14 protein-coding genes are annotated in these 19,789 nt (G+C 40.0%); 4 read left to right on the top strand and 10 right to left on the bottom strand.

Translation table 11 applies throughout. The features are described 5' to 3' along the window. Position 1: 1 nt before the first annotated feature. Positions 2-889: an electron transfer flavoprotein subunit beta/FixA family protein gene (locus WKU26_RS00775; protein ID WP_340320525.1), complete on the bottom strand. Its 888-nt coding sequence runs from the start codon at positions 887-889 to the stop codon at positions 2-4. A 205-nt stretch (positions 890-1,094) separates the two neighbouring features. On the opposite strand from WKU26_RS00775, the gene WKU26_RS00770 reads away from it, so the two are divergent. Further along, complete coding sequence (locus tag WKU26_RS00770; protein WP_338158240.1) at positions 1,095-2,270, top strand: mechanosensitive ion channel family protein; 1,176 nt, start codon at positions 1,095-1,097, stop codon at positions 2,268-2,270. A gap of 78 nt (positions 2,271-2,348) precedes the next feature. Here the strand turns inward: WKU26_RS00770 and WKU26_RS00765 are convergent, their stop codons facing one another. The 3 genes from WKU26_RS00765 to WKU26_RS00755 all read right to left on the bottom strand — a co-directional run bounded on the left by WKU26_RS00765 (position 2,349) and on the right by WKU26_RS00755 (position 6,596). Further along, complete coding sequence (locus WKU26_RS00765) at positions 2,349-2,861, bottom strand: hypothetical protein (protein ID WP_340320524.1); 513 nt, start codon at positions 2,859-2,861, stop codon at positions 2,349-2,351. 155 nt (positions 2,862-3,016) lie between these two features. Then, positions 3,017-4,615 carry an aspartate:alanine exchanger family transporter gene (locus tag WKU26_RS00760; RefSeq protein WP_178265737.1) on the bottom strand — a complete coding sequence of 533 codons (1,599 nt, stop codon included), beginning with the start codon at positions 4,613-4,615 and terminating at the stop codon, positions 3,017-3,019. A gap of 91 nt (positions 4,616-4,706) precedes the next feature. Next, positions 4,707-6,596 (bottom strand): AAA domain-containing protein, encoded by a 1,890-nt coding sequence (locus WKU26_RS00755; protein ID WP_340320523.1) that lies wholly within the window; start codon positions 6,594-6,596, stop codon positions 4,707-4,709. A 79-nt stretch (positions 6,597-6,675) separates the two neighbouring features. Here WKU26_RS00755 and WKU26_RS00750 point away from each other — a divergent pair, with 79 nt between their 5' ends. Beyond that, entirely contained in the window at positions 6,676-7,500 is an 825-nt protein-coding gene (locus tag WKU26_RS00750) for an AAA family ATPase (RefSeq protein WP_178265735.1), read from the top strand. Between the two features lie 11 nt (positions 7,501-7,511). Next, positions 7,512-8,513, top strand: a complete 1,002-nt coding sequence (locus tag WKU26_RS00745) for a DUF4435 domain-containing protein (protein WP_340320522.1) — start codon at positions 7,512-7,514, stop codon at positions 8,511-8,513. 68 nt (positions 8,514-8,581) lie between these two features. Here WKU26_RS00745 and WKU26_RS00740 read toward each other — a convergent pair whose 3' ends face one another. The 6 genes from WKU26_RS00740 to WKU26_RS00715 all read right to left on the bottom strand — a co-directional run bounded on the left by WKU26_RS00740 (position 8,582) and on the right by WKU26_RS00715 (position 16,858). Next, positions 8,582-9,253: an RluA family pseudouridine synthase gene (locus WKU26_RS00740; protein ID WP_178265733.1), complete on the bottom strand. Its 672-nt coding sequence runs from the start codon at positions 9,251-9,253 to the stop codon at positions 8,582-8,584. 133 nt (positions 9,254-9,386) lie between these two features. Then, positions 9,387-10,133, bottom strand: coding sequence for a 3-oxoacyl-[acyl-carrier-protein] reductase (fabG, locus tag WKU26_RS00735; RefSeq protein ID WP_178265732.1), 747 nt, complete (start codon positions 10,131-10,133; stop codon positions 9,387-9,389). A gap of 26 nt (positions 10,134-10,159) precedes the next feature. Then, a complete protein-coding gene (locus WKU26_RS00730; protein ID WP_340320521.1) occupies positions 10,160-10,750 on the bottom strand; it encodes a TetR/AcrR family transcriptional regulator in 591 nt (196 codons plus the stop codon). 186 nt (positions 10,751-10,936) lie between these two features. Beyond that, positions 10,937-12,448, bottom strand: coding sequence for a RagB/SusD family nutrient uptake outer membrane protein (locus WKU26_RS00725; RefSeq protein WP_340320520.1), 1,512 nt, complete (start codon positions 12,446-12,448; stop codon positions 10,937-10,939). 27 nt (positions 12,449-12,475) lie between these two features. Beyond that, positions 12,476-15,718 (bottom strand): SusC/RagA family TonB-linked outer membrane protein, encoded by a 3,243-nt coding sequence (locus WKU26_RS00720; RefSeq protein WP_340320519.1) that lies wholly within the window; start codon positions 15,716-15,718, stop codon positions 12,476-12,478. A 21-nt stretch (positions 15,719-15,739) separates the two neighbouring features. Next, positions 15,740-16,858: a thioredoxin family protein gene (locus tag WKU26_RS00715; protein WP_340320518.1), complete on the bottom strand. Its 1,119-nt coding sequence runs from the start codon at positions 16,856-16,858 to the stop codon at positions 15,740-15,742. A gap of 777 nt (positions 16,859-17,635) precedes the next feature. Between WKU26_RS00715 and WKU26_RS00710 the strand changes: the two genes are divergently transcribed. Beyond that, positions 17,636-19,657, top strand: coding sequence for a protein-disulfide reductase DsbD family protein (locus tag WKU26_RS00710; protein ID WP_340320517.1), 2,022 nt, complete (start codon positions 17,636-17,638; stop codon positions 19,655-19,657). Positions 19,658-19,789: the final 132 nt, after the last annotated feature.

The following is a 19,789-nucleotide window of genomic DNA, read 5'->3' as shown; positions in this document are numbered from 1 at the left end:
TTTATCCGATAGTATGGTTAGCCAACAGTTCAACAATCAAATTCTCTACATCTGCATCACTTCCTGTCAGTGTCTTACTTTCCTTAGCCTGGAAGATAATATTTTCAATCTTCTTTACCTTAGTAGGTGAACCTGACAATCCGCATTGTTTAGTGTCTCCGTTTACATCGGCTACACTCCATTCTACAATATTCAGATAAGGACGAGTTTCATACAAAGAAGCATACGGAAGTTCTACGCCTTCTTTTGCCAATGCAGCCTTTTCCTGTCCGCCCAGTGCACGTTTGTACTTCTGCACCAGTTTTGCATTACGCGGACGGCATGGAGCAGCACTTCCGTTTACTGTCAGCACGATAGGCAATGGACCTTCTACAGTTTCCACACCTCCGTCGATATGACGTTTTACACGGATGCGTCCGTCTTTTACCTCCTGAATTTCTTCTACGTATGTTACCTGAGGCAATCCCAGTTTTTCTGCTACCTGAGGACCTACCTGTGCAGTATCTCCATCGATAGCCTGACGACCACCTACAATAATGTCATATTCACCTATTTTACGAATAGCAGTAGCCAACGCATACGATGTAGCAAGTGTATCAGCTCCGGCAAAAGCACGGTCTGTCAGCAAATAGCCGTTGTCGGCACCTCTATATAAACCTTCACGAATAACTTCTGCGGCACGGCCCGGTCCCATAGTCAAGATAGTCACGGTAGAGCCAGGATGTGTGTCTTTCAGTCTGAGTGCCTGTTCCAAGGCGTTCAAGTCTTCCGGATTGAAGATAGCCGGAAGAGCCGCACGGTTCACCGTTCCGTCGGCATTCATGGCATCTTTCCCTACATTGCGAGTGTCAGGTACTTGTTTTGCCAATACTACAATTTTCAAGCCCATTCGATTAATATTTTAGTATTAGTAATTAATTGGCGGCAAATTTAATGAAACCATTCATTCTGCAAAAAGATATGGAAGGAAAATGCACAAAGTTTGTTAAATTGAGCATCACAAGGCAAAATATCAACAGAAATATAAAAAACAATGTTATCCTAAATTTTGAAAAGCTTGTATATTTGCTATCCGTATATCAATATAAAATATCATGCATACTATTTCAGAAGATATCAGTCAGCAACTGTGCAATTGGGGCATCCAGCCTGCACAATCCAACTGGACAACCAAAATTATATTTATCGTAGGTATTTTACTTCTTTCGTATCTCATCAGCATGGGCTTCCGGCATTTAATTGTTCCCATCATACAAAAAGTAACTGCCAAAACCAAAGCTACCTGGGACGACTATCTGTTTAATGACAGAATGATGCACAGCTTTTGTTTACTCATTCCTCCACTTGTATGGTATCTGTTGCTGCCATTTGCCTTCAACGATTCTCCCCACATATTAAATTTGTTATTAAAGGCCTGTCTGATTTATATTGTAGTCATGACGGTAAAACTCATAGGCAGTTTTCTCGACTCTCTTTATGAAATATCCAGCGAACATGAACGGTTAAAAAATCGTCCGCTGAAAGGTATTTACCAGATGATTCAACTGATAGTCATAGGAGTAGGTCTAATTCTTATCATCAGCATTCTGATTGATAAAAATGCAACCAGCATTCTGGCAGGATTGGGAGCTTCGGCAGCCATTTTAATGTTAATCTTCAAAGACAGTATATTGGGACTGGTGGCAGGAGTCCAGTTATCTGCCAATGATATGTTACGGCCGGGCGACTGGATTACCATGCCTAAATATGGTGCCGACGGTGATGTACTGGAAGTATCTCTTACTACCGTAAAAGTACGAAACTTCGACAAGACAATTACCACCATTCCTCCCTATGCTTTGGTAAGTGATTCTTTCCAGAACTGGAGGGGAATGCGCGAAACAGGAGGCAGACGTATCAAACGCTCTGTTTTCATCGATCTGAATACAGTTCATTTCTGCACTCCCGAAGAAAGAAGTTATTTTAAATCGAAAGGGTGGATAGAAAAAGATGAGAACAACCAAATTGTGAATTTACAGGTATTCAGAGACTATCTGCAAAATTACCTGAAAGCTCACCCGCGAACGCATAAAGAACTCATGATTATGGTACGCCAGATGCAACCCACTTCGGAAGGACTTCCTCTGGAAGTTTATTGTTTCTCTAATACTTCCGACTGGAAGCAATACGAAGAAATACAGGGAGAGATTTTCGATCATCTGCTGGCCATGATTCCGGAATTTGGACTACGTGTTTATCAGCGTCCTTCGGGCAGAGACATCAACAGATAGCCCAACTATAAACAAGAAAGGAGGTAAAACCCGATTATATGAGTGGTTTTACCTCCTTTCCTTTCTTACACAAGCCGTTTATTGAAACAAAGAACCGTCAAACTTTACATTGAGATAAACATCATTCGGTTCATTATCTATTTCTACCCGATAAAAATCGGTTTCTCTCTGAGGCAGATCAATGATTTTCACTTCATCCACGTGCCTTCCTCCTGCTTCCCGTGCAACTGTTTCCCGCACCTTTGCAGGAATCACAACCTGATCGGCTGCTACAGAGTAATAACTTGTCACATCAAACTCAGTCTTTATCCATTGTGCTCCGGATGTATAAAAGGCCTCAGCTTCTACACGGTTCAGCGGCATATTCCATTCTGCATGAGTTCCTGTATAAAAAAACTCAGCCTCATAATTACCCCACTCAAAATCCCACTTAGGGTTCATATTTGGATATTGAACTTCGAAGACCTGTTTCACCTCATCAGGAGGATTTGCCCCTACACGATCGTCGTCTTTATCACAACTCGACAAAGTCAATATTCCTAACACTGTACTTAATGCAATACCAGTATACTTTTTCATCATTTCTTTCATAAGATTCCATTATTTAAGATTTCTGATGCAAATGTAGGAGGGTAATTCTGAAATAAAATTGAAATATAAGAACAGAAAGGAATAAAAAAAGATTGTATTCTGCAAAGCATACACTTCTGCAGAATACAATCTCTCTTTTTTCTATACTGTATTTTCTACACCAGGAACATCGCTATAAACTGAATAAACAAAATAAGGAATACCATGGCTATAGGATAGACAGTAGCATAAGCTACTCCCGGGATATTACTATCGGTCATCGAGTCGGCTGCAGCCAAACCGGGTGTGCTGGTCATTCCTCCAGTAATGGTTCCCAGCAAATCAAGCAAACTGATCTTAAAGACCAAACGTCCTACCAATGCAGCTATCAGCATCGGAACAAGAGTAATCAATGCTCCTACTCCAAACAGCAGAAAACCGCTTTCCTGAAATGTAGAAACCAAATTCTTACCCGCTGAAGTTCCAACTTCTGCCAGGAAAAGCAACAGTCCCAACTGACGGAGCAACTGGTTGGCCGGTCCAGACATAGACCAAAGAATAGGTCCGGTTTTTCCAATTGCACTTAAAAGAAGAGCCACAATCAAGACTCCTCCCGTTAAACCCGGAGAGAAAGACATTCCTCCACCAAAAGATATATTCAGTTTACCAAACAAAACTCCAAGCACAATACCCATTGCTATCGGGAAAAAATCTGTATCGGAAAGACGTTTGGCATCATTTCCCAACATACGGGCAACTGCCTGAATACCTTCCTTTTCTCCTACAACCATCAATTTATCACCAAACTTCAGAGCCAGTTCAGGCGACGGAGACAAATCGATTCCACTTCGGCGTACACGCGTAACGGTACATCCAAAATTGCGCTGCATATTCAAATCACCCAGCTGCTTGTTGATCATATCTTTTTTGGTAAGCAGCAACGATTCGATACTCTGTGTATGCTCCAAAGGAAGTTCTCCTTCTTCACGTTCTCCCAACATCAAGGCCAGATTATTCAAGGACTCTTCACTGCCGACAGCCTGAATACAGTCGTCTTTTTCTACCGTTGTATGGGCTGTAGGAATCATAATCTCTTCTCCACGTTTCAAACGAGAGATTACCGCTCCCGTCATTACACGGATATTAAGCTGTGCCAATGTACGTCCAAATACAGCAGAATTAGTAACCCGAAACAGACAGGTTCCCAGTTCCGGGAAACTACTACGACGTTCTTTTTCCAGCTGACGCGCCTCTTGCTCCAAGTCGACACGCAACAACTTAGGCAATAGTTTTACAAATAAAATAACACCGATTACCCCAAATGGATATGCAATACCATACGCAATAGAGGCCAATGGAGACTGGGTACTGTCAATAGCTACAGCCAACCCCGGTGTACTGGTAAGAGAACCGGCTATCAGCCCTACAATACTAGGAGTATCTATATTGAACGCATATTTCAAACCAACCGCCGTAAGACAAGCGGACGCAATAATAAGCAATGTTATCAGAATCAATGTTTTTCCTTTACTTCGGAAAGAATCGAAGAATCCGGGTCCTGCCTGAAGGCCAATGGTAAAAATAAACAATACCAATCCAAAATTTCCCAATTCTTTTGGAATGGAAACACCCCAATGACCAAATGCCAAGGCTATAAAAATAACGGCTGATACATCGAGAGACAATCCGCCTATCTTGATACGTCCAAGCATAAAACCCAACGCCACGATCAAGAAGACGGAGAAATAAGACGATTGTAATAAGTCGATTAACATAAGTTTTAATTGATTAATTGTTTTGGAATCAAATATACGACTTTCCTTTGAATCGTCCAAGTCATTGATTCATAACAAACAAGAAAATTACTTACTCATTCAATTCCTCTATATATTCGTATAATTTCCGGTAAAACGGATGTTGTGTCAAGGTGGAAACATCTCCTAATATAATCAACTTCATACGGGCTCGGGTCATGGCCACATTCATACGACGCAAATCATTCAGAAAACCAATCTGTCCTTCTTCATTTGCACGCACCAGACTAATTAAAATGACATCCCGTTCCTGTCCTTGAAACCCATCGACAGTATTTATTGTAATAGCCGAACGGTAGGGCTTAAAGAAAGTATCTTTTTTAATCAGTTGCCGTAAATATTGCACCTGTGCCTTATAGGGGGATATTAATCCGACATCAATTCGCTCTTCGAGAATGCGCTCTCTTCCTATCTTCTGCAAATACTCCTTTAATGTTTGTACAGAAAGTTCTGCTTCCTGTTTGTTGATTCTCCCATAATTCTCACCGACAAACTCTTCATTGCAATCCATTCCTTCTGTATTAATCCACTCTATCAGAGTATCAAAATCAAGAATCCCACGGTATTTCACTTCTGGAGCAGAACGGAGTTGCCCATGATAGAACCAGTCCGATGAAAAGCGCATGATTTCTTCATTCATACGGTATTGAAGTTTCAAAAGCGATACCGTATCTGGTTTGTTACTTACGATAGCCTGCATCAGAGTATTTCCCAAACCTCCACGTAATGCTTCCGGACTTTTTACCGTAGGCGGCAACTGACAATGGTCGCCCGCCAATATCACCCTGTCTGCTTTTCGTATGGCAATCCAGCAAGCAGCTTCCAAAGCTTGTGCCGCCTCATCTATAAATAAGGTACCAAATTTTTGTCCGGTAAGTAGTCTGTTGGCACTTCCCACCAAAGTACAAGCTATTACACGTGCATCAGAAAACAATGCTTCATTAATCCGTATTTCCAATTCCATAGCACGATCTTTAAGAGAGTTTATCTTTAAACGAACAGTCTCTCTGTCTGTACCTTTTCCGACACGAGCATATAGTTCGCGAATCGCTTTCCGGATACTCCATAATTGAGGATAATCCGGATGCGACTCAAACCGACGCTCGTAAGTAAACGAAAGCATTTTATCGTTTACCCGACTGGGATTACCTATACGCAATACACTAACCCCTCTGTCTACCAGTTTTTCACTGATCCAGTCGACAGCCATATTACTTTGTGCACAAACCAGAACTTGATTTTCACGATGCAGGGTTTCATAAATAGCCTCCACCAACGTGGTAGTCTTTCCTGTTCCGGGAGGTCCATGTACAATTGCTACATCTTTAGCATGCAATACCTTATTAACAGCCTCATCCTGTGCAGCATTCAACCAAGGAAAACGGACCGGTTGAAAAGAATAAACAGAAGCCTGCCTGCTTCCATGAAACAAATCTCTCAACTCTGCCAACCTGTTATTTTTTGCAGCAATAACCTGCTTCAAAGCCTCAAACATGGTCCGATAACTGGTTTCGTCAAAATATAACTGTACTCCCAACACTTCCTTACTCTGCAAAGCCAGCAATGCATCCACTCCAGGTAGTACTAGAACCATACGGTCTTCGTCTACATAACTTACAGTAGCTATAAAATGAAGATAATTCAGCTTACCCGATGCATCTTGTGTGAAAAAACATACCGGACGCCCATATTCAAACTGATGCTCTATTTCTTTATCTTCTCTCCGCTCCACTTCCACAACCAGTTGGTTCAAGGCATTGTAATAGTTACGCCCTATATTCAGCGGATACCAGCACATACCACGTTTGATTTTACGTCCGATGCCCATCAACTCTGTTTGCTGTTCGAACTGTTTTTTCTCGTACTCATATTCTTTCTGCAGCAATTCATATTGCTTTTGCAGATAAAGAACAGGGGAAGATATTGTAGAATTTTCTTTCATACACATATTTTAATCTACGCAAAGATACAAGTTTCCATATTAATTGCTAATTTTGTTAGAAAGCAAATAGGATACAACCATGAAAAAGGAAGCTGACTACATTAAACGTATTGAAATAAAAGGTCTTTGGGGACGCAAAAATATTTCATGGAATCTACGTGCCGATGTCAATATTCTGAGTGGAGTAAATGGAATCGGGAAAAGTACGATTTTAAACAATTCTGTACGTAGCTTAACAGAGCTGGAAGGAGGTTCTCTAAGTAATGGAGTTAAACCGGGAGTAGTGTTCGTCTTTTCTCCTGAAGATGCAACCTATATTCATTTTGATGTCATCCGGAGTTTTGACCGTCCGCTCATCAATGCCGACCTTTTAGGAAAAATCGGAAATCAACAAGTCAAAACAGAGTTAGACTGGCAACTTTATCAATTACAACGACGTTATCTGGACTATCAGGTAAACATAGGGAACCGTATCATTGAACTGCTGACCTCAGGAATCATTGAAGATCAGGCTAAAGCTACACAAGTTTCAAAGCCTAAGACCAAGTTCCAGGACTTGATAGACGAACTGTTCAGCGAAACCGATAAGAAGATTATCCGTAAGAGCAACGAAATATTATTCGAACAAGATGGAGATATTTTGACTCCTTATCAATTGTCTTCAGGTGAAAAACAAATGCTTGTAATATTGCTTACCGTCTTAGTACAAGACAATAAATCTTGTGCCCTGTTTATGGACGAACCTGAAATCTCTCTACACATCGAATGGCAGCAAAAACTGATTGGTATGATACGTAGTCTCAATCCTAATGTACAAATTATACTTACGACTCATTCTCCTGCTGTCATTATGAATGGCTGGGTAGATGCCGTGACAGAAGTTAGTGATATTACCACTCTTTAAATTTTCACACTATGGGAAAGAGATTGACTGAAAATCTTTCTTCTTTATACATTGGAGCGGCTAATAGTTTAAAGCCCAAACATGCAAGAAGAAAAGTCGTAGCATACGTAGAAAGCTACGAAGATATATCATTTTGGCGTTCCTTGCTTGCCGATTATGAAAATGAGAATCTTTATTTCGAAGTCATGCTTCCCTCTGCCAATTCATTAGCTAAAGGAAAGAAGACCGTCTTAATGAACCAATTGGGAAAACAATTGGGAGAAAATATGATTGCCTGTGTAGACAGTGACTATGACTATCTTCTTCAAGGAAGGACTCAGACTTCTCAATACATTAACAACAACCCTTATGTTTTTCAGACTTATGCCTATGCCATAGAAAATTACCATTGCTATGCAGAAGGTTTGCATGAAGTGTGTGTAACTGCAACTCTGAATGACCATTCTCTCATCGACTTTCCTGCTTTTATGAAACTATACTCCCAAATAGCTTATCCTCTTTTTATCTGGTCTGTATGGTTTTACCGTAAACATAACTTATCAGAATTCTCTTTACTCGACTTTTGTTCACAAGTGAAACTTGACCACGTAAGTATACGACATCCGGAGCGTAGTCTGGAAGTTATGGCTAAAAAAGTCAATCGGAAGTTACACGAATTAGAGCGGAAACATGCGAATGCCCTTCATGAAATAGAAGAAATGAAAAGTGAATTTAAGACATTAGGAGTATACCCCGAAAATACCTATATGTTTATTCAGGGGCATCACATTATGGATAATGTAGTGTTAAAACTACTCGTACCCGTATGTACTATATTACGACGCGAGCGCGAACAACAGATACATGAGTTGGCACTGCATAATATACAATTACATAATGAGCTTGTCAGCTACCAACGCAGTCAGGTAGGAGTAGAATTGGTCATCCACAAAAATCCCAATTACAGAAATTCACCACTCTATCATATGATTCAACAAGATGTAGAGCGTTTTCTGAAAAAATACACTGAATAAGATTACATTGATTTACATTGATAGAATCTGATGTAAGTAACATTTAGACCAAGCTTAAAACAAGACTGTCAATCAAAACTAAATCCATTCCATAAATTACCAGCAGGAACCGGAGCGATAAGATCTATTTCCTGTTTGGATACCGGATGTACAAAACGTACTCTACGTGCATGGAGGCAAATGCTTCCATCGGGATTGGAGCGAGGAAATCCATACTTTAAATCCCCCTTAATAGGGCATCCCATTTTAGCTAGCTGGCATCGAATCTGATGGTGTCTTCCTGTTTTCAAATCGACTTCCAACAGATAATAATTTTCCGAATGACCTATCAGACGATAATGTAATATGGCCTTTTTCGAGTTCTTCACTTCTTTGTCGTAGGCATAAGACTTATTCTGTTTTTCATTGCGAACCAAATAATGCACCAACTCACCTTCTGTCTGAGGAGGACAGTTTTTCACTATTGCCCAATAAGTCTTTTTCACTTCTCCTATACGAAACATCTCATTCAAACGAGAGAGAGCTTTGCTGGTTTTTGCAAAGACAACTAATCCACTAACCGGACGATCCAGTCGATGAGTCACTCCGATAAACACATTGCCAGGCTTGGCATACTTTTCCTTCAGATACAGTTTTACTGTCTCCGACAAAGGAGTATCCCCTGTTTTGTCTCCCTGTACAATTTCAGAAGCGGTTTTATTAACTACAATAATATGATTATCTTCGTAAACTACAGTCATAGCTATGTTAGAAATGAAATGATCCGACTAAAGAATAAAATTTACTTGAAAAATAAGGAATGAAGAATAAAGAAAGCCGAATGCCGTAAGCCATTCTTCTCCCTCTATTCTTCATTCCTTATGAAGTAGTATATTACATATTCATACCACCATCTACCTGGATAACCTGTCCTGATACATATGCAGACAAGTCAGAAGCAAGATATAATGCAGTATTAGCTACATCTTCCGGAGTACCTCCACGACGCAAAGGAATCTTCTTAGCCCATTCAGCCTTAACTTCGTCAGACAACTTAGCTGTCATATCAGTAATGATGAATCCCGGAGCAATTGCATTGGCACGGATACCACGAGAGCCCAATTCCTGAGCAATTGATTTAGCTAAACCAATCATACCAGCCTTTGATGCAGAATAGTTGCACTGACCTGCATTACCGTGTACACCAACCACAGAAGCCATGTTGATGATGTTACCACTCTTCTGACGCATCATGATTGGAGTACAAGCGTGAATAAAGTTGAAAGCAGATTTCAGATTCACACCAATCACAGCATCCCACTGTGCTTCACTCATACGCATCATCAGACCGTCTTTTGTAATACCGGCATTATTCACCAGAATATCGATAGAACCGAAATCTTCCTTAATCTGTTCTACCACTCTAGCTGTATCTTCAAAACTAGCAGCATTAGAAGCATATCCTTTTACTTTTACACCGAATGCAGCTATTTCCTTTTCTGTATTCTCACCATTCTCGTCGATAACCAAATCTGTAAATGCGATGTTTGCACCTTCTGCAGCAAACTTCAATGCGATAGCTTTACCGATACCACGAGCAGCACCTGTAACAATCGCTGTTTTTCCTGTTAATAATCCCATAATGATATTTATTTTAAAGATTAATATTATTCTTTTTTACATCCCAAAGCCCCAAATACGATTTTAGCTACATATCGCCAGCCAATCTCATCTTCCAAATCTTCACCAATCTGACCGCGAATATAAGGCACCTCTATCCCTTTGATACAATAGTGCAAGATATCTGCTGTTATCTCCACATTGTCGATATCAAAAACACCTCTCTCTTTGCCTTCCTGCAACACATTTCGAAATAATTGTATTTCCTTTCTATCAAAGTTCTTACGCATTGCTTCTACCCGCCATATATCCCGAAAGAAATCCGCGCGAAGAGTTCCATTTCGAAATACAACCATTTTAACAATATTCAAGTGGGTGGTAATTAAATCAAGAATCTTCTGGTCAGGAGCAACCGACTGTTTTGCAGCCTTTTCCATTGAATCTGAAAGCATTTCCAATTCCGATTCCACAACAGCCATATAAATCTGATCCTTACTTTTAAAGTAAGTATACAGTGTGCGACGTCCCTTTTTAGAGGCTACCGCAATATCATTCATCGTTGTATCTTCTACCCCTTTTCTGGCAAAAAGTTGCCGGGCAACATCTACTAATTTGGCTCTTGTCTTTAATACTGTCATGCCTTCCTTCTATTGCACATATTTATAGAGTGTGAGCAAAAGTACAGTTTTTATTCCGACTACACAAATAATTAAGGCGGGAAAGGCGATTTAGGAAATAAAAGAAAGGAAGTAAAGCCTCAAATACCTTTGAGCTCTACTTCCTTTCTTTATTTTTCAAGTCAATACTTTATCCCCCGATAAGCATCAACGGTCGTATTGCGGCATATCAGGATTGAAATCGAGAACAGTCTGTGGAATCGGCATAATATAACGCAAGTCGTTTGCGGGCAATGTCCATGTTTCGCCATCAACACTGTGAACGATATCTTTACGGAACCAGTCTTCACGATTCAGACGTTTCAGGTCGATCAAACGTGGAGCTCCCTGCATTGCAAACTCACGACGGCGTTCGTCGATTACCAGTCGAAGAGCCTCTGTACGATTTGGAGCATCTGTTTCCTCTACATAATGCACATTGTTTTTAATACGGGCATCACGCAATTTATCTAACAACTGCAAAGCCCGGGTAACAGAACCGATACGCGCTTCACATTCAGCCGCAATCAAATAAATTTCAGGAGTAGTAAACCCAGCATTCTGATTAATAAAAGGAGCATAGGTGCTATATCCTTTAAATTTTTCTGGTGTGGCAGAAGGATTCATTGTAAAGTTGGCCTCATCGGTAGCGAAGAAAAGGCGCAAACGCATATCTACTCCATCAGGAGCCAGATGACGTTTGAATGTTTCAAGCAAATCTTTACTAGCTACAACATCCATGTAGAAACCAGAACCAGCTCCATTTAAGTTACGCATGAAGATATTCTCTACATTATCTACATCTTCCGGGAAAGTTTCATCCGGATTAGACTCCAGCACAATACGTCCCCATGTACTGTATGTAGTAGTATAAGGCTTCATATCCAGCAACTCATCATTCAGTTTAAGAGCCTCATTTGCATTCTTCAATGCATTTTCGTAATCCCCCATATAAAGGAACATACGCGCCTGAAACGCATAACCGATTGTACGGCTAGGATGATACACATTAGTAGGTATTTCCGGCAAAAGCGGAGTGGCAATCTTCAAGTCAGAAATAATCTGGTCATATACTTCTGCAACTGTGTTGCGCACATACGAAGCCCCGTCACCTACTACTTCACTCAGTAAGATAGGTACTCCATAATCTGTAGCTGCAGTCTTAGGATCATAGTGATTACCGAAAATATTCACCAGATTCAAGTATTCGAATGCACGGCCTACAAGTGCTTCAGCATATTTTGCTTCTCTCTGCTCTTTAGTAGCATCGGGTACATTCAATATATTATTTGCGACTGCATTATATACATAGATATTTTCGTAAGCATCATTCCATAAAGGGTCAGAATTTCCGGCAGTCAGAACCTGTCCGTGCTTGAACATATAAAGATTACGCTCATGGTCGTCGCATCTGGAAAAATTAAAGTCAGTAAATTCTATCAACTTTCCTTCATCATTCTCATTCATGATTTCTCCTTCAGAAGTACGATAAAGGTCATCAGTCAAATAAGCAAGTACTGTATTCGATGATCTCATCAGATAACTGCTGTTCAATAGTTTAGAATAATCTTCGAATTTCTCGGGAATCGTATATCCCTTTGGCTTGTTTCCCAGAAAATCGTCACAACTATGTAAAGACAAGACACCAAGTCCAATCAACAAGTATTTAGATAGATTCATATTATATCTTAAATTCATGGTTATACATTAAAAATCAAGTGCTACACCAAAGGTGTAAGTAGCCGGGATATGCTGTCCTCGAGATGAAGCAGTTGCGACTTCCGGATCAAGGTGCTTTTTATTGGCAGCCCAGTAGAAAGCATTCTGAATCTGAAGGCTCAGACGCAACCCCTGGATACTCGCACTACGCAACCATTGTTTCGGGAATGTATATCCCAAGGTAATGTCACGCAATTTAATATAATCAGCTCGTTCAATATGTTTATCAGCATATTGCCACAATCCGCTACAAGTTTTACCATTTTTATACTGGAAAGCCGGATTCATATCCGGATCGAGTTCATCACCCGGTTTTTGCCAGAAGTTCAAGCGGTCACGATCCATATTGCTGGCATAGTTAAATACAGGATACATGGTAAACTGATAGCTGGATGCTACATCACGCATTACGTTTCCTCCGTAATAAACAAACATCATGCTCAGGTCAAAGTTCTTGTAAGCAAATCGGGTAGTAAGCGATGAAGAATAAGGAGCATTTGTTGTTCCTTTGTAAACCAAATCTTCAGCCTCCAAATCGTTTACAGAATTAACAATTGTTCCATCTGCTTTGTAAGCTGTCGGATTACCTTCACTGTCAAGACCGGCATATCTGATAGCAAAAATAGAACTCATTGGATAACCTTCACGATTCTGATAAGAACCATACCAGCTAGACGCAGAAGTTCCTGAATTATCAATCTTTGTCAGTTTATTCTTGTTGTAGCTGAAAAGGAAGTCAATACCAAAACTGAAGTCGCGTGTACGCACAATTTCACTCTGCAAAGAGATTTCCACACCACGGTTCACCATAGAACCATAGTTCAGCAACAGTGAAGACCATCCGAAAGTTGAATCTGTCAAGCGATTACCCAACAAATCACTGGTAGCCTTGTTATAAAATTCCACACTACCGTTCAAACGGTTATCAAACAAGTTAAAATCAACTCCCACATTCACCAGTTTAGTTTTCTCCCAGCGCAAGGTAGGATTTGGTGCATTTCTAACATATGCCTGATACTCATTAGTATAGTAGTTAGTACCGTTATCAGCCACAATCATATACGGACCAGCATCCTTAGCAACATTACCGTTAATACCATAAGTCAGACGTCCTGCCAAACGATCCAATACACCCTTGTTTTCCAAAATAATATGTTGCAAACCTACAGACCACAATGGTTTGTACTGATACTTAGGATCGGTACCAAACAAGTTCGACTGGTCGATACGGATACTTCCGGTCAGTGTCGTACGATGATCGTATGTATAAGATGCATTGCCATAGAATGACACATAACGGTTATCATCAAACTCGAAACCATCAGTACCCAGACGATAAGAACTGAAATAGAAGTTTCCGCTCGTAGACTGAGTACCGCGGATACCTTGTCCCATAGCCAGTTCATCGATAGCTTTCCATGAAAGTGAATTATCATCGTAACCATATTTAAAGAATTTGCTAGTCTGATTAACCACTTTACGACGCTCTGCACCGGCAATTACCTGAACAGAATGTTTTTTCAGGAAATTACGATTGAAGTTAAGCTGCGCACGCAATGTATACGAATTGTCTTTATTCCAGTATTCACTCAAATTACCTCCTTCCGGAATATAATGAGTACGTGTACCATCGTTATTGATAACCGTAGCATCATTAATCATTTTTTTCACGCTGTAATGATCAACCGAATTATACTGTTTGGTATAACCATTAGTCATTTCAGTCTGATAGCGCAGGTCGAAGCTCAATCCTTCAATAATTTTGAACGTTGCACCCACATTAATATTCCAGTACTGATTTTTATTCTGATAGTGAGCCGTATTCAGAGCCTCAGTCGGATAGAAAGTTTCATCATACAATCCTACTCCTTTCAGACGGTCTATTTCACGTTGCGATTTACCAGTCATATACCATTGTGCAGGAGAGCCATCCGCATTACGGATCATACGGTATGATGGTCCACTGAACAAGTAACTGTATCCGGAGAAACCATTATCATAATCCCGCGATACGGTACTATTCAGGATACCCAAATCCACACGAAGCCACTTGAAGAAATCGAACTGATTCTTAAAGTTAAAACCATAGCGGTTAGTCTTCTGTTCTTTAGCATGAGGCAAATTCTGCTGGAAATTGGCAGAAAGAGCATACTTATAGATGTCAGAACCACCTGAAATAGAAAGGTTGTGCTGGTGCGTAGTATTCGAACGACGTACAAACTCATCCTTTATCTGATCGTAACGATCACGGTTACGATATACATCGAGTTCCTTTTCAAGTTCCGCATCAGTCAATTCTCCAGCTTCATGACGATACATCAAATCGTATACCTCATTGGTAAAGCTCGGACTGGTCGGGTCATATGTATTATGATAGCAATTGAATAAAACTTTCTGCAAATCTACCAATTCGGCACTCGACATCAAGTTCATATAATCACGGTCTGGCAGCGGTTCAAACTTGACACTACCGTTGTAGCGCACTTTAGGCTTGCCAAGTTCACCACTACGGGTAGTAATTACGATGACACCATTTGCCGACTGTGCTCCGTAAATAGAGGCAGCCGAAGCATCCTTCAATACAGTCACATTGACAATATCAGACGGATTGATAGCATCCAGACTACCTTCGTAGGGAATACCATCTACCACATAAAGTGGAGTTGATGTGGCATTCAGCGTAGAAATACCACGAATTTCCGGTGCACTTCCGTTCATCTTCATACCGGCTACCAAACCTTCCATACGGTCGATAATATTGGTCTGCAATTTATCTGCCAAATCTTTTTGGTTTACAATAGCAAACGAACCAGCTGCACGTTCCTTCGATATCGTCTGATAACCAGTAACAATAACCTCATCTATCAAATGAGTTTCCGGCTCCAATGAAACCGTATATTTAGCTTTACGCTCATTAATCTGAACTTCCTTATTTGCATAACCGATAAAAGAAACTACAATAGTAGCTCCTTTTTCTACCTGAAGAGAGAAATTACCATCCATATCGGTAATTGTACCCACTGTAGCACCTTTTACAACGACATTTGCACCTGGTACAGGTTCTCCATTTTCATCAAGAACGACCCCTTTTACCCCAATTTTTGCCTGGTCTATAGCAATGACTTCATTTACTGAATTACCGGCTTCCAATTGAGAAGGTATCATCAGGGAACAAGCTGCTACGGCAAACCACACCCCATTCCACATTTTACTACTTTTGCCCATTTTCATAAACGAATCTTATCTTTAAAATTAATGTTTTGGTTTCGGTTTCAATACATCAGGACGCATAGAATATCCTTTTTTCCCATATTTAGGAGCAGTCAGCAATACTGCCGGCACCTGAGTTTTATCAGGCAAATTACGAAGTAATTCTTCCAAAGCTGCCGCATACTCCTGATGAATATTAGCGTCATCACGATCTGTTTGATTATATGCGATATAACGTAAATACTCTACACTCTTATAGAACCATGTAGCCGGTACGGACTTATATCCACGAGGAACTCTAACTAAAAACTTCATACGCTGTATCAGTTCCTGTTGATCTACGGTCGGATCTGCAATCAGTGCATCCAATTCTACAGCAGCCTTATCATACTGTTTAGAATATACCAGCTTGCTCACTTCAATCATTTTACGGTTGAAAGCTTTTCCTTCAAAATCGCACATGCTATCCAGCAGAGCTACATCGCCATACATTGTTTCTTTTACAAGTTTTGCATCTACCGCTTTTTTCCCAAATGTCTGACAGAACAACGAATATTCTTTCGAAACCTGTTGTACATATTTGTTATCCATACCACCGATCACATCAACAAACAAATCCCATATATTCTGATCTGTAAGTTTTGCTCCACCTGCAATCAATGCATCAAAAGCCTCCTCTACCGCCTTACGCTGATAAATTGAATGATTATAACGGATATAATCAATCAACAACTGTGGTTCTCTATTGCCTTTATTGTATTCTTCTATCAGATAAAAAGAACGTTGAGTCGGAGTCAGTGCAGCCTTTCCAGTCGCAATAAACTGCTCTTCTGTCTGGCGGCTGCTACTACGATGCACAGCTTCTCCTGTTGCCGGATCAATAAACACATAGGTTGGGAAAGAACGTACACCATACTTTTTAGCCAACTCGATACCTTCTCCATTTTCAGTATCAATTTTAGCCGAAACAAAATTAGCATTATAAAAAGCTCCGACTTCCGGCAATACAAACACCGCCTGAGCCATGTTCAAACAAGGTCCACACCATTGAGTATAAAAATCAACAAATACCAGTTTGTTTTCAGACTTCGCTTTAGCTAAAGTCTCTTGCCAAGTTCCATGAAAAAATGCGATTCCCTCAGCTCTCAACGGCAGAGCCATTACAACAAGCGTTAAAATAAATAACAAAAATCTCTTCTTACTACACATACAATTACACTATTTTAAATTTAATGGGCGCAAATTTAATAGTTTTCACAAAAATATTCAAATACATGAATTTATTTTTATAAAATATCGTAACAAAAAAGCATTTAAAAATACGCATTCGTTACATGAGAGCAGATTTTCTCTATTTTTTAAAACAATTTTCCGTACTAAACCGTATCAAATAAGAACAAATCACCCTAAAAAAAAGAAAAGATCAAATTTTTCATAAGACCATATTTCGTTTTGTACCTACGTATACCGGCTACGCAAACATTATCATCAAGTTATACGTCTTCCTATCAATCAACCTACAACCTAAAGCATCTCCAATATTTTGTCCAAATCCATAGAAATTTGTTCCAACAAAAAAGAATAATGACATAAACCTTCTCAAAAAGTTCAAAACAGATGAAATATCATATTCCTATTCAAGCTTAATTTCTTCTCTTCACAAATAAGATAAAGAGGTATAAACCACTATATATCAGCACAAATAGTATATATTAAAAGTTCGCTTTTCATATCCATAGCCTTAAATCTAATACCTTATCTACACCAGACAATCATTCTTGATAAAAGGTTTTCAACTTAAAAGACTCATTCTTACGACAAATGTTCAACTTACTTTTTCCAATATTTTTCCAATATTCATTCGTTATTATAAGATAAAACACTATATCTTTGCAAATCCTTTTGAAAAACGAATATTAAACAATCAATTTATAAGCAATGAACAAAAGATTCCTACTCACCTGGCTTTTAATGGCCATTTTATGCCTGCCGGTACTCGCACAGATGCAAGATCCGGTGCAGTTTAAAACAGAATGGAAGGCTATCTCGGACAATGAGGCAGAGATTGTCTTTACCGGAACCATCGAACGTGGATGGCATGTATACTCTACAGATCTGGAAGAAGGAGGTCCGACCTCGGCTACATTCAACATCGACCAGATAAAAGGAGCTGAACTGGTAGGTAAACTTACCCCAAAAGGCAACGAACTCGACATGATGGACCCTGTATTCGGTATGCAAGTCCGTTTCTTTGAAGGAACAGCTGTTTTTGTACAAAAGATTAAACTGACTGGAGGAGATTACAATATTACAGGATATCTTAATTACGGAGCTTGTGATGATCAGAACTGTATGCCTCCTACTAATGTAGAATTTACTTTTAAAGGCAAAGCGGCAGGAAGTGCCAAACAAGCAGCTGCTCCCGCTAGCCAGGAAACAACAGAAGTAACTCAAGCTACAGATACTGAAAATGCAAATGATACCGTACAGGCTGCCGCAACAACAGCCCCTGCACAGCTGGATGGAACTACAGATTACTGGAAACCTGTTGTAAACGAATTAAGCAACTTCGGTGAACAAGCTGGAGAAGAATCTCACTCATGGATTTATATATTCTTTACCGGTTTATTGGGAGGATTATTGGCATTGTTCACTCCTTGTGTATGGCCTATTATTCCTATGACTGTCAGCTTCTTCCTGAAACGTACTAAAGACAAGAAAAAAGGAATCCGCGATGCATGGACATATGGTGCTTCCATCGTAGTAATCTATGTCACACTGGGATTGGCTATTACTTTAATCTTCGGTGCAAGCGCATTGAACGCCTTGTCTACCAATGCAATCTTCAACATCTTATTCTGCTTGATGCTGATTGTTTTTGCAGCCTCTTTCTTCGGTGCATTCGAAATTACTTTACCTTCCAAATGGAGTAATGCAGTAGACAGCAAGGCAGAACAGACCACTGGTTTGTTGAGTATCTTCCTGATGGCATTTACCTTGTCATTGGTTTCATTCTCTTGTACAGGTCCTATCATCGGCTTCCTGCTGGTAGAAGTATCCACTACTGGTAGTGTAATTGCTCCGGCGATTGGTATGCTGGGATTTGCCATTGCATTGGCTTTGCCGTTCACCCTGTTTGCCTTGTTCCCATCATGGTTGAAATCAATGCCAAAATCAGGTGGATGGATGAATGTAATCAAAGTCGTATTGGGATTCCTCGAACTGGCATTTGCATTGAAATTCCTGTCTGTTGCCGACCTCGCATACGGATGGCGAATTCTCGACCGTGAAACATTCCTGGCTTTGTGGATTGTAATCTTCGGATTGCTGGGTATGTACCTGTTGGGCAAAATCAAATTCCCTCACGATGACGATGATACCAAAGTAAGCGTACCTCGTTTCTTCATGGCACTTATCTCACTGGCATTTGCCATCTATATGATTCCAGGATTGTGGGGTGCACCTCTGAAAGCTGTCAGCGCATTCGCTCCTCCTATGCAGACTCAGGACTTCAACCTATATAAGAATGAAGTACATGCGAAATTCAACGATTTCGATGCAGGTATGGAATATGCACGCCAGCAGGGAAAACCTGTAATGGTAGACTTTACTGGTTACGGATGCGTAAACTGCCGTAAGATGGAACTTGCTGTATGGACAGACCAGAAAGTAAGCCAGATGCTGAACGACGACTATGTATTGATTACATTGTTTGTCGACGATAAGACTAAATTACCTGAACCTATCAAAATTACAGAAAACGGTACAGAACGTACACTCCGCACCATAGGCGACAAATGGAGCTATCTGCAACGTTCTAAGTTCGGAGCAAATGCACAGCCGTTCTATGTATTGCTCGACAACGAAGGTATGCCTCTGAACAAATCGTACTCATACGATGAAGACATTCAGAAATATGTAGAATTCCTGGGAACAGGTTTAAAGAACTACAAGAAATAAATATACACTAAGTTCATAAGTTTTTGACTTTATAAGTTTGTTTTGTTAAACAAAAACATTACAAACTTATAAAGTCAAAAACTTATAAACGAATTTGAAAAAACAGACAAACTCAAAAAAACTTATAAACTT

The sequence above is a fragment of the Phocaeicola sp. HCN-40430 genome, from assembly GCF_037890285.1.
Classification (GTDB): domain Bacteria; phylum Bacteroidota; class Bacteroidia; order Bacteroidales; family Bacteroidaceae; genus Phocaeicola; species Phocaeicola acetigenes.
Note: the sequence above shows the minus strand (reverse complement) of the source record. Positions and strands in the feature narration are given on the sequence as shown.